Source organism: Streptomyces griseoloalbus (genome assembly GCA_014650015.1).
GTDB classification, from domain to species: Bacteria; Actinomycetota; Actinomycetes; order Streptomycetales; family Streptomycetaceae; genus Streptomyces; species Streptomyces griseoloalbus.
This window is the reverse complement of the sequence record BMUD01000018.1, coordinates 68,657-84,405: the sequence shown is the minus strand read 5'-3', so window position 1 is coordinate 84,405 and position 15,749 is coordinate 68,657. Positions and strand designations below refer to the sequence as shown.

General features: G+C 71.3%; 10 protein-coding genes. 5 read left to right on the top strand and 5 right to left on the bottom strand.

The features are described from left to right. Positions 1-90 precede the first annotated feature (90 nt). A complete protein-coding gene (locus IE178_RS25300; RefSeq protein WP_193513878.1) occupies positions 91-2,310 on the top strand; it encodes an NADP-dependent isocitrate dehydrogenase in 2,220 nt (739 codons plus the stop codon). Between the two features lie 214 nt (positions 2,311-2,524). Continuing rightward, complete coding sequence (locus IE178_RS25295) at positions 2,525-3,322, top strand: N-formylglutamate amidohydrolase (protein ID WP_193513877.1); 798 nt, start codon at positions 2,525-2,527, stop codon at positions 3,320-3,322. Positions 3,323-3,650: 328 nt separating this feature from the next. Here IE178_RS25295 and IE178_RS25290 read toward each other — a convergent pair whose 3' ends face one another. From IE178_RS25290 to IE178_RS25280, 3 genes are read right to left on the bottom strand one after another with little or no spacing between them, the layout of a single operon-like run. Then, on the bottom strand, positions 3,651-4,133 hold the full coding sequence (locus IE178_RS25290) for a hypothetical protein (RefSeq protein WP_193513875.1): 483 nt from the start codon (positions 4,131-4,133) through the stop codon (positions 3,651-3,653). Positions 4,134-4,138: 5 nt separating this feature from the next. Next, the gene (locus tag IE178_RS25285; protein ID WP_184762449.1) at positions 4,139-4,714 is read right to left on the bottom strand and encodes an RNA polymerase sigma factor; all 576 of its coding nucleotides are present in this window, start codon (positions 4,712-4,714) and stop codon (positions 4,139-4,141) included. A 59-nt stretch (positions 4,715-4,773) separates the two neighbouring features. Next, entirely contained in the window at positions 4,774-6,204 is a 1,431-nt protein-coding gene (locus IE178_RS25280; RefSeq protein WP_184762448.1) for a S8/S53 family peptidase, read from the bottom strand. A 165-nt stretch (positions 6,205-6,369) separates the two neighbouring features. Between IE178_RS25280 and IE178_RS25275 the strand changes: the two genes are divergently transcribed. Beyond that, on the top strand, positions 6,370-8,940 hold the full coding sequence (locus IE178_RS25275) for a CHAT domain-containing protein (RefSeq protein WP_193513943.1): 2,571 nt from the start codon (positions 6,370-6,372) through the stop codon (positions 8,938-8,940). A gap of 496 nt (positions 8,941-9,436) precedes the next feature. Here IE178_RS25275 and IE178_RS25270 read toward each other — a convergent pair whose 3' ends face one another. Continuing rightward, positions 9,437-11,161, bottom strand: coding sequence for a LuxR family transcriptional regulator AbsR2 (locus IE178_RS25270; RefSeq protein ID WP_193513874.1), 1,725 nt, complete (start codon positions 11,159-11,161; stop codon positions 9,437-9,439). 105 nt (positions 11,162-11,266) lie between these two features. Between IE178_RS25270 and absR1 the strand changes: the two genes are divergently transcribed. Beyond that, on the top strand, positions 11,267-12,352 hold the full coding sequence (absR1, locus tag IE178_RS25265) for a beta-glucuronidase AbsR1 (protein WP_193513873.1): 1,086 nt from the start codon (positions 11,267-11,269) through the stop codon (positions 12,350-12,352). A gap of 732 nt (positions 12,353-13,084) precedes the next feature. After that, positions 13,085-14,200: a hypothetical protein gene (locus IE178_RS25260; protein WP_184762445.1), complete on the top strand. Its 1,116-nt coding sequence runs from the start codon at positions 13,085-13,087 to the stop codon at positions 14,198-14,200. A gap of 7 nt (positions 14,201-14,207) precedes the next feature. On the opposite strand, the gene IE178_RS25255 is transcribed toward IE178_RS25260, so the two are convergent. After that, complete coding sequence (locus IE178_RS25255; protein ID WP_184762444.1) at positions 14,208-15,656, bottom strand: Yip1 family protein; 1,449 nt, start codon at positions 15,654-15,656, stop codon at positions 14,208-14,210. Between the last annotated feature and the right edge of the window lie 93 nt (positions 15,657-15,749).

The window sequence follows — 15,749 nt, the reverse complement described above, 5'->3', positions numbered from 1 at the left end:
CGGAACTCGGCGTGGACCCCTGTCGAGCCGGGGGCCGTCACAAGATATCTTGATGTCGAGCAATGTTGCAGACGTGGAGCGGAGCACCCGGTGACTGACTCGACCATCATCTATACGCACACTGACGAGGCCCCCGCCCTGGCGACGTATTCCTTCCTGCCGGTGGTCCGGGCCTACGCCTCTCAGGCGGGTGTCACCGTGGAGACGCGTGACATCTCGCTGGCCGGGCGCATCATCGCCCTGTTCCCGGAGTACCTGACCGAGGACCAGCGCATCCCGGACGCCCTCGCCGAGCTCGGTGACCTGGCCAAGACGCCCGCGGCCAACATCATCAAGCTGCCGAACATCTCGGCGTCGATCCCGCAGCTCAAGGCCGCGATCGCCGAGCTCAAGGGCCAGGGCTACGCGCTGCCGGACTACCCGGACGACCCGAAGACCGACGAGGAGCGCGAGATCCGCGCCCGCTACGACAAGGTCAAGGGTTCCGCCGTGAACCCGGTCCTGCGTGAGGGCAACTCCGACCGCCGCGCCCCCGCCTCGGTGAAGAACTACGCCAAGACCCACCCGCACCGCATGGGCGCCTGGACCGCCGAGTCCAAGACCAACGTGGCGACCATGGGTGAGAACGACTTCCGCTCCACCGAGAAGTCGGTCGTCGTCGCCGAGGACGGCGCCCTGCGTATCGAGCTGGTCGGTGACGACGGCACCACCACCGTGCTGCGCGAGTCCGTACCCGTCCTCAAGGACGAGGTCGTCGACGCCTCCGTGATGCGGGTCGCCGCGCTGCGCGAGTTCCTCACCGCGCAGGTCGCCCGCGCCAAGCAGCAGGGCGTGCTGTTCTCCGTGCACCTGAAGGCCACGATGATGAAGGTCTCCGACCCGATCGTCTTCGGCCACGTGGTGCGCGCCTTCTTCCCGAAGACGTTCGCGCGGTACGGCGAGCAGCTCGCCGCGGCCGGCCTCACCCCGAACGACGGTCTGGGCGGCATCTACAAGGGCCTGGAGTCCCTGCCCGAGGGCGCCGCGATCAAGGCGTCCTTCGATGCCGAGCTCGCCGAGGGCCCGGCGCTGGCCATGGTCGACTCCGACAAGGGCATCACCAACCTGCACGTCCCCTCGGACGTCATCGTCGACGCCTCCATGCCGGCCATGATCCGCACCTCCGGCCACATGTGGGGCCCGGACGGCGAGGAGGCCGACACCCTCGCGGTGCTCCCGGACTCCAGCTACGCCGGCGTCTACCAGGCCGTGATCGACGACTGCCGCGCCAACGGCGCCTACGACCCGTCCACCATGGGCTCGGTCCCGAACGTCGGTCTGATGGCGCAGAAGGCCGAGGAGTACGGCAGCCACGACAAGACCTTCGAGATCCCCACCACGGGTACGGTCCGCCTGGTCGACCGGAACGGCGACACCGTCCTCGAGCAGGCCGTGTCCGCCGGTGACATCTTCCGGGCCTGCCAGACCAAGGACGCCCCGATCCGCGACTGGGTGAAGCTGGCCGTCACCCGCGCCCGCGCCACCGGCGACCCGGCGGTCTTCTGGCTGGACGAGGACCGCGCCCACGACGCCAACCTCATCGCCAAGGTGAAGCAGTACCTCACCGAGCACGACACCGAGGGCCTGGACATCCGGATCCTGAACCCGGTCGAGGCGACCAAGCTGTCGGTGGAGCGCATCCGCCGCGGCGAGAACACCATCTCCGTCACCGGCAACGTGCTGCGCGACTACCTGACCGACCTGTTCCCGATCCTGGAGCTGGGCACCAGCGCCAAGATGCTGTCGGTCGTCCCGCTGATGGCGGGCGGCGGCCTGTTCGAGACGGGTGCGGGCGGCTCGGCGCCGAAGCACGTGCAGCAGCTGGTCAAGGAGAACTACCTGCGCTGGGACTCGCTCGGCGAGTTCTTCGCCCTGGTGCCGTCGCTGGAGCAGTACGCCGCGACCACGGGCAACACCCGCGCCAAGGTCCTCGCCGACACCCTCGACCGCGCCACGGCGACCTTCCTCAACGAGGACAAGTCCCCGACCCGTCGCGTCGGCGGCATCGACAACCGCGGCAGCCACTTCTACCTGTCCCTGTACTGGGCGCAGGAGCTGGCCCGGCAGACCGACGACGCGGACCTGGCCAAGGCCTTCGGTCCGTTCGCCGAGACGCTCGCCGCGAACGAGCAGAAGATCGTCGACGAGCTGAACGCCGTCCAGGGCAAGCCGGCCGAGATCGGCGGCTACTACCAGCCCGACCCGGCCAAGGCCGCCGAGATCATGCGCCCGTCCGCCACGTGGAACGAGGCGCTGGCGTCCCTGAGCTGACGTAGGTCCGGGCGCCTTCGCACTCCGCCCCGGCCCGGCCACGCGCCCGGCCGGGGCGGAGCCGTGTCCGCCTGCCGTCCCGGCACGGGGCCGGCAGGGCGTCGGTCAGTGCCCGGGGCACGACCACCGGAAATCGGGGACCAGCAGCGATGTCAGTGCCGTGTGGCACCTTGGTCATGTCGTGCACCACTGACAACGCCCTGGGAGCAACCGTATGACCGATGTGCCGCCGTCCTTCGCGTTCCTTGCCGGTGCTCCGGACTCCCCCGTGATCCTCCATGTGCCGCATTCCGCGCGGGAGATACCGGGTGATGTGCGGTCCGGGATCGTGCTGGAGGACGCCGCGCTGGAGCGGGAGCTGGACCACATCACCGACGCCCACACCGCCGGGATCGCGGAGGCGGCGGTCCGTGCGGCTGGTGTCGCGCCGTGGCGGTTCGTGAACCGGCTCTCGCGTCTGGTCGTCGATCCGGAGCGGTTTCCGGACGAGCGGGAGGAGATGCTGGCCGTCGGGATGGGCGCGGTCTACACGCGGACCACGCACAAGGACGTGCTGCGGTCCGACGGGTTCGACGCCGGGCCGCTGATCGAGCGGTACTTCCGTCCGTACGCCCGGGCGATGACGGAAGCGGTCGCCGACCGGCTCGCCGCGACCGGGCGGGCCGTGATCATCGACGTGCACTCGTATCCGAGCGCGCCGCTGCCCTACGAGTTGCACGGCGAGGGGCCGCGGCCGGAGGTCTGCCTGGGCACCGACTCCTTCCACACCCCGCCGGGGCTGCTCGCCGCCGCACGTGAGGCGTTCGCTCCGTGCGGGGAGACCGGGCTGGACAGCCCGTTCGCCGGGACGTACGTACCGTTGGAGTTCTACGGGAAGCGGGCCGAGGTGACCGCGCTGATGGTGGAGATCCGCCGGGACACGTACATGTCCGAACCGGGCGGTCCCGCGGGGCCGGGGCTGCACCGGCTCGGCTCGGCACTCGCCGCACTCGTCGACGCCGTCTCCCGCTGACGCCACCACCACGGCGGCACGGTCCCGGCGACAGCGCACAGTCGCGGGCCCGGCAGGCTTCCGCTGCCTCTGCCGCCCGCCGGCCTTCCGCTTCCGCCGGGCGGACTCCACACCCACCCGGCTCGGGACCGCCACGTCACGGGGGCGGCCATGTCACGGGGACGGGCGTGGCCCGGCGCGGAACCCGGCGCGGAGCGGAAGCCGGCAGGGTGTCGGTCGACGGTTCGCGGCGCGGTGGATCGGTCGGCCGACACGGCACGGAAGGGACGAGGGCGAGGTCACGTCGTCGAAGACCCGGCCCCGCCTCCCTCGCCCCTGCCCGAAGGGCTCAGGCGCGCAGCCACTCCGTCACGACCACGTCCCCGCCGGTGTGCAGGCGCAGGGCGAACGGCCCGGAGGGGGGCGTGTCGGCGGTGAAACGGCCCATGTCGTCGGCCGCGAGCGGGGTGACGGCCTGCGGCCCCCCGAGCACCTCGATGCGGGCCGACTGGGGCGGCAGCACCTGGCCCATCAGACCCTGCGCGGTCACCTCGACGTCCAGGGTCACCTCGCCGGCGTTGAAGGTGAGCATGCGCGGCGCGTCCGTCACTCCCCTGACCGGGATGGCGTCGACGAGCGAGTCGAAGGTCAGCGCGGCCACGCGGGCGTCGAGGTCGTGCAGCGCGTAGGCGTCGACGGCGATCTGCAGCAGCGCCGGAGGCAGCGGGTCCAGGACGGCCGCCGCCTGCCGGAGTTCCTCCTCCAGCAGCCCGGTGTCGAAGTCCTCGCCGGGATCCGCGTCGAACCCGGCGTCGTCGTTCATGTCGCTCATGTCGTTCACAAGGTCCCCCGTGCCTCGAGCCGGGCCCGCAGCCGGCGCAGACAGCGCTGGCGCAGCGGCCCGATGCTGCCCACCGCGATGTCGAGCGCGGCGGACACCTCCTGGTAGCTGGGCGGCGGCGACGCGATCAGAACGCGCAGCAACTGCCTGCACCGCTCGCCCAGTTCCTCGAACTCCTGCCACAGTCGCCGCACGCGTTCGCTCTGCGCGGCCGCCTCCTCCGTCTCCAGCAGCGACTGCTCCGGCGTACCGTCCTCGCTGACCCGGTCCAGCAGCTGCGGATCGTCCGTCAGCATCAGCCGACGCGCGTTGCGGTGCACCTTCAGGCACTCGTGGCGCGCGGTGCTGGCCAGCCAGGAGCCCGCCTTCTCCGGTTCGCGGATCCGCCCCAGATGCTGGGTGAACCGGAACCACACCGTCTGGTAGACCTCGTGCGCGTCGGCGTCGGAGAGCCGGTGCGCGCGCACCACGGACCACACCAGTGGGCCCAGCCCTTCCACGATCGCCTTCCAGGCCGCCGCGTCACCGTCGACAGCGGACTGGACCAACGCGCCGACTTCGTTACGCTCCACGGTCCCACCCCTCGTGTACGGCACGTCATCGTACGCCGCGGAGGGGACCACTCCGCTCCTCATGCCCGTGCGGAGGGGGGTGAGATCTGCACCGGCCGCCAGGTGGGCGGAAGGAGCGCCGGGACGTGCGCCCCGCGCACTTCGGCGACCTCGGTGGTGGTGTCCATCAGTTGCCGACGCGCCTTGCGCGGGTCGGTCTGCGCCTGTGCGGTCATGAGGGAGGCGATCATGCCGACGGCGACGGGCGTGGCGAACGACGTTCCGCTCCACTGCGCGAGCCCTTCGAACATCACCTGGTCCGGCTTGGCGGAGCCGCCGTCCTCACTCAGTACGCCGGTGTGGCGCGGGTGGTGGCAGGTGCAGGGGTAGGTGAAGCCGTAGCGGCAGCTGTCGTAGGTGGAGTGCTGGTACACGTACGGCACGGGGGTGTCGAAGCCGGTGAGGGCGCTGGTGAGGCGCTCACCGGGGGCGTAGGCCTTCACCCAGCCGCCGTGGTTGCTGAAGCAGGCGCCGAATTCGCCGTCCCCGCGCAGCGCGCCGACGGACAGCACGGCGTTCTCGTAACCGGGCAGGTCGGCGTAGGCGGCGGGCCAGAAGGGGGTGGCGCTGCCGTTGTTGCCGGCGGCGGCGACCAGCAGGGTGGGCTGCTCACGGAGTTCCCGCATGAACGCGTCGACGCCGAGGAGGCCGTCGGTGCGGCCGTTGGAGGTACCGGCGGACAGGCTGATGACGTCGGGCCAGCCGTCCCGGTCGACGGCCTCGAAGAGCTTCTCGCCGAACTCGGACTCCAGGATGGCGCCGGCGTCGTTGAGCGTGCCGCGGACGGTGATGTCGGTGTTGGGGGCGACGGCGGCGACGAGTCCGGCGATGAACGTGCCGTGGCCGCAGTACTGCTTCAGTGCGCCGTCCTCGCCGCACTCCTCGAGCTGGGCGTCGCCGCGGGTGTGGGCGAGCAGCGGGTAGGAGCGGTGGTCGTGCATGAGGCCGGTGTCGATGACGAGGACACGTACGGCGCTGTCCGGGTCGTGGGCGGCCTCGGCCGCGGCCGGGTTGGGCTGCCCGCCGGGCGCCACGGGTACGGGCTCGTCGCCGGGGCAGGCGTTGACCGCGATGGACACCACGTGGTTGCGGCTGATCAGCCGGCGCCCGGCGCGGCCCTCGGTCGCCGAGAGCGCGCGCAGTGCGCCCGCGACCGCCGGGTCGCCGCTGCCGTCGCCCTGTCCCGGGTCGGCGACCTGGATGCGGGTGATGCCGGAGCGGTTGGTCGCCGGGCCGGCCCGGCGCACCTGGTCCGCGCTGAGCCCGGCGAACGTGGTGAAGTGCTGTCGCACGGTGTCCTCGACGACGCGGGCCTCTTCTCCGTCGCGGGCGAGGACGACACCCTTCTCGTAGAGGAACTCGCCCGCGTCGTCCGGACCCATCGCCAGGGGGACGCCGGGCATCGTGCGTTGGATCTGGGCGAACTGCTCGCGGAATCGCTGTGGTGCCATGGCATGTCCTCCACCGGGGAGATGGCGGCCGGGGCCGCGGAGCTGTCGTGATACAGAGCCCTGGAGCGGTCGTTTGATACAACGTCACACCTGTGGTGCGTGGTTGCGGACCACTACCATCGTGGGGTGACAGCGGGAAGCGACACGGTGCTGGAACTGCTGCCGATGGTGTTCGCCGCCCCGGGTGAGGCGCTGGCGAGGGCGGAAGAGGTGCTGGGTGACCGCCCCCGGGCCCTGCATGCCTCCGTCGCCCATCAGGTGATCGGTATCTGGCAGCGGGACTTCGGCGACATGCGGCTCGCCCTGAGCCATCTGCGGCGGGCCCGCGCCTGGGCGGCGCGCGCGGACTCGGCCGAGCGGGAGGCGGACGTCCTCGCCACGCTCGGGGTCGCACTGGTGCACGCGGGGCGCACCCGGCAGGGGATGGACGCGCTGCGGCGGGGTGTCGAGCGCGGCACCGGCCACACCCGCGCCCGGGTGCTGTTCCGGCGGGCGTACGCGTGGTGGGTGCTGGGCCATCACAAGGAAGCGCTGGAGGACGTACGGCGGGCGATTCCCGTACTGCGGCAGGCCGAGGACGTCATCTGGACGGCGCGTGCGCTGACGCTGCGGGCGACCGTGCACCTGGCGCTGGGCTCGGTGGACCGGGCGGACGCCGACTTCACGGCGGCCGAGGCGCTGTGGGACACCACCGGCCAGGAGCACGACAAGGCGGACGCCGTGGAGAGCCGGGGGCTGGCCGCGTTCCGCTCGGGCGACATCCCTGCCGCGCTCAGGCTGCTCGACGAGGCGGAGGAGCGGTACGCCAAGCTGGGCACGCCGACGTTCATGCTGAACATCCGGCGCTGCGAGGTGCTGATGGCCGCCGGGCTGCCCGTGGAGGCGCTGGCCGAGGCGGACGCGGCGATCAGGGCGTTGGACGGGATCGGCGGGCAGTCCACGCGCAAGGCGGAACTGCTGCTGGCCGCCGCGCGGGCGGCCCGGCTGGCGGACGATCCGCAGACGGCGATCGCACGCGCGGCGCTCGCCGTGCGGCTGTTCGCGGGGCAGCGGCGCACCTGGTGGGAGACGCACGCGCGGCTGGTGCTGATCGGGGCCCGGCACGCGGCCGGACGCGGTTCGGGCCGGCTGGTCGCGGACGCGGCGGCGGTGGCGGAGAGACTGGTCGCGCTCGGCGCTCCGGCCGCGCCCGAGGCGTCTCTGCTCGCGGGCCGGATCGCGCTGGACCTCGGGTGGACGACGGACGCGGAGCGGCATCTGGCGTTCGCCGCGCGCAGCAGGCACAACGGGCCGCCGCTGGCGCGGATGACGGGCTGGGCCGCGCAGGCGCTGCGCGCGCAGGCCGCCGGTTCCCCGCGGGGGGTGCTGGAGGCCTGCCGGCGCGGTCTCGACGTGCTCGACGACCACCGGATGACGCTGGGCGCCTCGGAACTGCGGGCCCGTGCCACCGCGCAGGGCGCGGAACTGGCCGCCCTCGCCCAGCGGGCCAGTCTGGTCTCGGGCGGGCCGCGGCGGCTGATGGTGTGGAGCGAACGCTGGCGGGCGACCGCCCTGTCCACCCCGCCCACCCGGCCACCGGCCGACCCCGCGCTGCTCAGCGGCATGACCGCCTACCGGGAGATCGCCGCCCGCGCGGAGGAGGCCCGTATGGAGGGCAAGCCGGTGCCCGCACTGGAGCGGGAACAGCGTCGCCTGGAACGGGAGATCCGCTCACGGACCCTGCACATGCGCGGTGAGGCTCCCGACGGCGGGGACCGCTTCGACGTCGGCCGGCTGTTGGAGCGGCTGGGCAGCGACGACGGACAGCTGGTGGAGCTCGCCGTGCTCGACGGGCGGGTGCAGGTGCTGCTGTGCGGGCGGGGGCGGGTACGGCGGTTCGAGGCGGGGCCGCTGGCGGCGGCGGAGACCGAGGCCGAGCATGTGCAGGCGGGGTTGCGGCGGCTGGCCCATCCGGGGGCGGAGGCGCGGCTGCCGGTGGTGGAGGCCGCGGGCCGGCGGCTGGAGGAGCTGCTGCTGGGGCCGGCCGCGGCGCATCTGGGCGACGGTCCGGTGGTGATCGTGCCGCCGGGGCGGCTGCACCGGGTGCCGTGGGCGTTGCTGCCCTCACTGCGGGAGCGGGTGCTGAGTGTGTCGCCGTCGGCGAGCAGCTGGCTGCGCGCGAAGGAGACAGCGCCGCCGTCCGGGGGCCGCCAGGTACTGGTGCGCGGCCCGGGCCTGGCCACCGGCGGTGCGGAGGTGCCGGTGCTGGCCGACCGCTACGGCGGGGCGACGGTTTTGGAGCACGACGACGCCGCGGTGCCGCGTGTCCTCGGGGAGCTGGACGGGGCCGGGCTGGCGCACATCGCCGCGCACGGCTCGTTCCGTGCGGACGGTCCGCTGTTCTCCTCGCTGAGGATGGCCGACGGGCCGCTCATCGTGCACGACTTCGAGCGGCTGGCCCGCAGCCCGTACCGGATCATCCTGTCCTGCTGCGACACCGCCCGGTTCGCCACCGTGGGTGCCGACGAGCTCCTCGGCCTGGTCACCGCGTTGCTGCCGCTGGGCACGGCGGGCGTGGTGGCGTGCAGCGCGCCGGTCAACGACGCGGCGGTGGTACCGCTGATGGTCGCCCTCCACAAGGGACTGGACGCCGGTCTCTCCCTGGCCGAGTCCCTGCGCGACGCCCGCGCCACCCAGCCGGCCGACGCCCTGCACCGCGCCACGGGCTGGGCGTTCACGGCGTTCGGCGCGGCCTGAGCCCGTGGAACGGACGGCAACCGGTCCTTGAGCAGACGGCAACCGGCCGAGGGACGGACCGCAACCGGCCCAGGAGCACACGGCAACCAGCCGAGGGACGGACCGCAACCGGCCCAGGAGCACACGGCAACCAGCCCAGGAGCACACCGCAACCGGCCGAGGGACGGACCGCAACCGGCCCAGGAGCACACCGCAACCAGCCCAGGAGCACACCGCAACCAGCCCAGGAGCACACCGCAACCGGCCCAGGAGCACACCGCAACCAGCCCAGGAGCACACCGCAACCAGCCCAGGAGCACACCGCAACCAGCCCAGGAGCACACCGCAACCGGCCGAGGGACGGACCGCAACCAGCCCAGGAGCACACCGCAACCGGCCGAGGGACGGACCGCAACCAGCCCAGGAGCACACCGCAACCGGCCCAGGAGCACACGGCAACCGGCCGTGGGACGGGCGACAGCAGAATCGCCGAGGTCCTGGGCCAACGCCACACCGGTCAGGCCGGCTGAGTCCGCAGTGGGTCCGTGAAGCGGCCCAAGGTCGCCCGGCTGGGCGTGCCCAGTCGGGTGTACGCGCCGTAGAGGTGGTTGCCGACCGTGCGGACGGAGAGCGTGAGGCGTTCCGCGATCTGGCGGTTGCTCAGGCCCTCGGCGGCCAGGGTGACGATCTGCCGTTGCCGCGCGGTGAGTTCGCCCAGGACCAGGCCCGCCAGCGCCGGTGTGCGGGCGCCCTGGCAGCGGCGGGCGAGTGCGGCGGCGCGGGTGCGGGCGGTGCGGGCGGCGTGCGGTTCGCGGTGGGCCGGTACGGCCTGGGCGTACGCCTCGGCGGCGAACAGCAGGAAGCCGCGCCGCTGAAGCTCCTCGGCCACCCGGTCCAGTGCGGGTCCGTCGGCCCGCGCGAGCGCGTCGGCGTGGTCGGCGAAGACACCGTTGAGCCGGCCGGCGGCCCGTTCGGGGCTGCCGAGGCGTACGGCGTCGTACGGGTCACCGTCCGCCTCGGGGATCCCCTCCGCGAGGGTGAGTGCGGCGCGGCAGGCCGCGTCGGCGGGGGCGGTGCGCAGGCCCTCGCGTGCCCAGGCGGCCGAGTCCCGCAGTTCGCCGCGCAGCCGCGCGTACCGGGCGCGCAGGGCCGCGTACCCGGCCGTGACCGGCTCTCCCTCGCCCACGAGCCAGTCCCCCACGGGCGCCGGGACGGCCGCCACGTCGGCCCGTGCGATCCGTCGGGTCAGCTCAGCCGCCTCGGCGTCCAGCGCGGGGGCGCAGTCCTCGGGTGCGTGGGCGAGTCGGCGGGCCCGGAGCCGGCCGGCGGCGGCCCGCAGGACCTGGCCGTGCACGGGGTGGGCCAGGCTGATGCCGCCGAGGTCGTCGACGTGGATCAGGCCGTCGGTCTCCAGGCGTTCCAGGACGGTGAGGTCGAGGTCGTCGGCATCGAGCGGCAGGGGTTCGGCGAAGGCGAGGCGGTCGAGCGTCTCACGCTCCTCGGGGCGGGCCCGGTCCAGGAGGCGGCCGGTGCGTTCGCGTACCGCCGGGGTGAGCGGCAGCGGCCCCCGCCAGGCCCAGGTGTCGGTCCCCGGGACGCGGATGTCCCGCCCGTGTTCGCGTACCGCGTCCGTGAGTTCCCGCAGCAGCCGCAGATCCCCGTCGCACAGCCGGTGCAGCCGATGCGCGGTGAGCGGCTCCGGGGTGTGGTCCGCGTCGGCGGCGAGCAGCCGCGCGGTGTCCTCCCGGGGCAGCGGCCGCAGGGCCAGTCGGGGCAGCAGTTCCCCGGTCCACAGCCGGGACACGGCGGCGGGCACCGGCTCGCCGTCGGTGACCACGACCAGCAGCCGGATGCCGCCGCACACGGCGAGCTGGTGGACCAGGGCGGCGGAGGCGTCGTCGAGCAGATGGGCGTCGTCGACGAGCAGCGTCCGCATCCCGGAGAGGTGCCGCAGCGCGCGGTGCGGCGTGACGGGCTCGGGCAGCAGCGGGGCGAAGGCGGCGAAGGGGAGGTGCCGGGTCTGCGGCGTTGCCGTGACACGGGCGCAGTCCGTGCCCCGCACGGCCTCCGTGACGAGCCGGGTCTTTCCCCGGCCCGCCGGTCCGGTCACCACGAGGCCGCGCCGCGCGCCGGTCAGCGAGCGCCCTACCAGGTCGAGTTCGTCCTCCCGGCCGGTGAACGGCCAGGGCGACCGAAGGGTCGTCGCGTCCTTCTCGTACGGCCCGATGGCATCCCGTCGCATAGTCGTCACGAGAACGGGAGCACGGGTACTCACCCCTGATACAGGGTCACTTGAGCAGACCCCGACTCAGGCGCCCCGACCCCACCGCACGGCAGCCTGTGGTCCATGACCGCTCGCCACTGCTCGCTGCCGCCGCAGCCGGCCCCCGCGTTCGCGCCGGGCCTGGCCGCCGAGCGGCTCGGTGCGCTGATCGGCGGGCGGCGGCTGTGGGTCAACGGAACCGTGCTGCACTACTGCTTCTTCGCCGGCGACACGGCGGGTTCGGAGATCGCGGTTCCCCGAACCGGGCGGACCCGGTGGATTCCCTGGGGCGGTGCCAAGGAACAGCAGGACGTCGTGCGCGAGTGCTTCGACGAGTGGCGGGGGCTCGGGCTGGGCCTGAGGTTCACCGAGGTCCACGACCGCACCGAGGCGGAGCTGCGCATCGGGTTCCAGCCCGGCGACGGCTCCTGGTCGGCCGTCGGCCGCGACGCGCTCCGGGTCGGCATGCACGACCGCACCATGAACTTCGGATGGGACCTGACCGCACCGGGCGAACGCGCGACGGCCCTGCACCAGATCGGGCACGCGCTCGGGATGCTGCACGAGCACCAGAGCCCGTACGCCGGTATCCACTGGGACGACGAGGCCGTGTACGCCGAGCTGGCGGGCCCCCCGAACCACTGGAACCGGGACAGGACATACCACAACATCCTGCGCAAGTTGGGCGCTGACGAGGTCAACGGCTCCGTCTGGGACCCGCAGTCGATCATGCAGTACGCGTTCCCGCCGGGGCTGATCCTGGAGCCGGAGCAGTACCGCGGGGGTGTGCACCCCGCCGGCACCCTCTCCCCCGCCGACAAGGACTTCGTGCTCCGCCGGTACCCGCCGGCCGATACGCCGGGGCCGCCCGCGCTGTTGCCGTTCCGCTCGGTGCCGCTGGGTCTGGGCCCCGGTGAGCAGGCGGACTTCCGTATCGATCCGCCTCAGACCCGTGACTACACGGTGGGCACCTTCGGTGAGGCGGACCGGGTCGTCGTGCTCTTCGAGGAGCGGGACGGGGAGCCACGCTTCCTCGCCGGTCACGACGACGGCGGAAGCCCGCGCAACGCGACCATCGCGGCCCGGCTGGTCAAGGGCCGCCGCTATTACGTCCGTATCCGCCTCTACTCCGCGTGGGGTTCCGGCGAGACGGCGGTCATGTGCTGGTGAGGGCACGGCAGGACCGTCCACGGACATCCGAGCCACAGTCCGGCGCCGGGGAGCGGCCGGGGACGTCACCTTCGGGGGGAGGGTGACGTCCCCGGCCCACGCCACCACCGCTCGACCGGTTCGGTCGGCGTGAACGTGCTCGCGTTGCGGGCCGTGCGCTGCGGGTGAAGACTGGGTCACAGGGACGCCCCGTACGGTCCGAGCCGGATCTCGATCTCCATCTCTTCCGCGCAGCCGCCGCCCGCAGATGGGCAGAGCCCGCGTTGGACGCGCAGCAGGACGCGAATCGCATCTGGAACCCTCATGGCCAGAACCCTCCGGCGACATGTCTCCCGCACGGTCGGCGTATCTGTCGTGGCTACAGCGCTTGCGTTGCCCGCAAGTGTGACCGGTGCCGTGGCGGCGTCTCACGTCGGCGACCGGATCACGGCTGAGATGCCCGCCCAGACAACGCCCCCTCCACCCCCGTCCGAGCCCCCGCCACCGCCGAGCGATACGCCCACGCCGGCACCGACGCCGAGCGACACATCGGCACCGACCCCGGGCGACACATCGGCACCGACGCCGGACGACACACCCGCAGCGACCCCGGGCGACACGTCGGCACCGACCCCGGGCGACACGTCGACACCGGAGAGTCCCGCGCCCCCTGCGACGGATGAATCGAAGGAGTCCGACGGTGCTCCGAAGACCGATCAGGACTCCGGACCCGGCGTAGAGCCGAATCAAACGGTGTCCGAGTCCGCCACGGAGCAGAAGCAGGAGATTGAAGACGTAACCACCGAGCTGAGCAAGGAAACGGTGAAAGTGCCCGTGGAACTGGAGCCGTCCGTCGAGCAGTTGACCGCCGTACTGCAGGAGGCCCAGGCCCCGGAGACACCGCCGCAGGCAAAGGACGGAATCATCGGCACCGCGAAGAACATCGCTGCCGCACTGAAGACGATCAAGGATTCCAGCGTGCCCGCCGAGGTACGGGAAGAATTGATCGGGATCGTGAAACAGGTGACGTCCGTACTGGATGCGGCCAGTGACCCGAGCGTGCCGCCCGAAGAGCAGTCCCTGATCATCCTGACCGTACAGAGGTCGACGACCGTCCTGAAGCTGATCTGTGACCCGGCGACGCCGCAGGATCTGCGGGAACATCTGATCAACACCGTGAAGCAGTTGAACCGCGTCGTCCTGAGGCGGAGCCACGGCGGGGACATGAGGGGAAGCAGCCCCGTGCAGGGAAGTCTCGAGTCCGAGATGACGATCGGCGTCGCGCTGGCCACGATCAGCGAGTCCGAAACGTCCGGCGGAGACCGTGAGGGCCTCGCGGAAACCGCGTACGAGGCCAGTTCGTCGCTGCAGGCGACCAGTGACCCCAGGGTGTCGGAGGAGGACCGGGACAGAGAGCAGAAGGAACTGGACGAGAAGATGGACCGGCTGGATGAACAACTGGAGGAGACCGCTGCCGCGCAGGGCCTGCCGGACGCGACACCCGGCAAGGCCGCCGAAGTCTGCGCCAATGCCGTGTTCAAGTCCGTCCCGGAGCCCAAGCTCATCGGGGGCCTGACAGACCTGACTCCCGCGAAGTGGGACACCGAAGGGGTGAAGGACTACTGGAAGTCCCAGGAATCCGGAAATAAAATCCTCGATGTGCAGGCCCAGTTGCAGAACAACAAGTTCGACAATGCCCCATTCGACGTCGCGCGGCTCATCCCCAAGCTCGCCGAGTTCGTACCGGCCGACAAGCTGTTCGGCATCGTCGGCACTCCGGGACTGCACTGCCTGAAGTCGGCTCTGCAGCTCGACCGGCAGGGGGTAGCGGCAGGAACCTGGGTCGAGAAGGCCCAAGGGATGGCGTGAAACGACGTCAACCGCTGCCGATCCCGGAGGATTTCAGCAATTCCGCGACAGACATCTCCGAGTCGGCGTAAGCCGTCGAGGCACCATATCTGCCCACATCCCTCTCCTCTTCCGAACGGGCAACCTGGCCCTCGAAGTGAAATGACGAGATGGAATAGACGGGTCTTTCGCTGGGAGACCAGACCGCCGTCACATATCGCGGTTTGCGCGTCACGTTGACCAGGTTGTTGTTGTGTCGCACCCTGCCGTGATAGTAGAGCTCTTCCCCACACCTCTCCGGCGGGCAGTAGTAACGGCCCTCGGCCTTGTCCCACGACCGGTGGGGCCGCCTGAATTGATCTACGTCGAGTTTCCCCCGGTCCTTCCTCATGTAGGTGATCTGCAGGACGACATTGATCGTGTCGAACTCGGTGTTGACTGGAATTTGCACAACGCGCTTCAGAGAGAATTCCTGCCCGACGTCCAGCCAGTCACCAGGACGATAGAGGCGTTCACTGCTGATCTTTGTGAATTCCAACCGATCGACGTAACGTTCGGCATCCTCCGCACGATTCTCATCCAGGCTTCTTCTCCACTCCTCCAGACGGTCATCGCCATCGATGTATTCGGAACTTCGGCCGTATACCGTGTAGTCATCATTGATGATGTATACCGGGATTCCTCCGGCGTTCTTCATGTACAACGTCAACGGGACCTGCAGGAACGGCCGTATGTGGTCGGCCCGCGACGTGCCGAACTCTGCCTTCAGGATGAAGCGCATCGGAGCCGCTGCCGGTTGGTACATGGTGGAGTACGCCAGGCTCACGGCGGTCAAGAGCGATGTCGCGAGGACACCGGCCGCGAATGTCTTGGGACGCCGCATTCCCCGCCACGACCTCTCGCGGACGAGGAGCCAGAGCGCCCACACGGACCAGCACCAAGCAGGCATGAAGACGAGCAGGTAAGGCGTGTACTCTCGTTCGTCGAACCACATGAACAGCAAGAGGCTGTCCGTGGCCAGCGCGACAAGCACTCCGAGCAGGACGATCGCCCCGGAGTTCCTGCTCTGCCGTTTCCCCCAGTAGTCGACCACCGTGATCGCGGCCGCACCCTGTACCACTCCGGACAGGACGAACAGGGCCCCACTTATTCGTTGCGCGAAGGTCAGCGCGCCGATGGCGTCCGGCCATCCGATGACGACGTTGAGGGCCATGGAGGCGAGCAGTCCCGCCATCATCAGCGCGGCGGCCGTGCGCCTTCGTCCGGCACGGTCGGGCCATGTACCACTGCCCCCTCCGCGCCAGCACACGGATGCCGGGTCCTCCATGTCCATGTCTTCGGGATAACCGAGGTCGCCGAGCATGTCCCGCAGCTGACGCAAAGACCAGGCGCTGCCGACCCTCTTGCTGCCGACGACGACCTTGCGCAGACCACGCTTGTCCGGAGCCTCGACGATCACCCATGGACGAATGCTCATGGCCTCAGGCTCAAGCCCGGACCGGCACCCCGCATGTGGGGCTCCCCCGTTCGGTGGCCCCAGAAACGATCAAGGGCCTTGCCTCACCGAAGT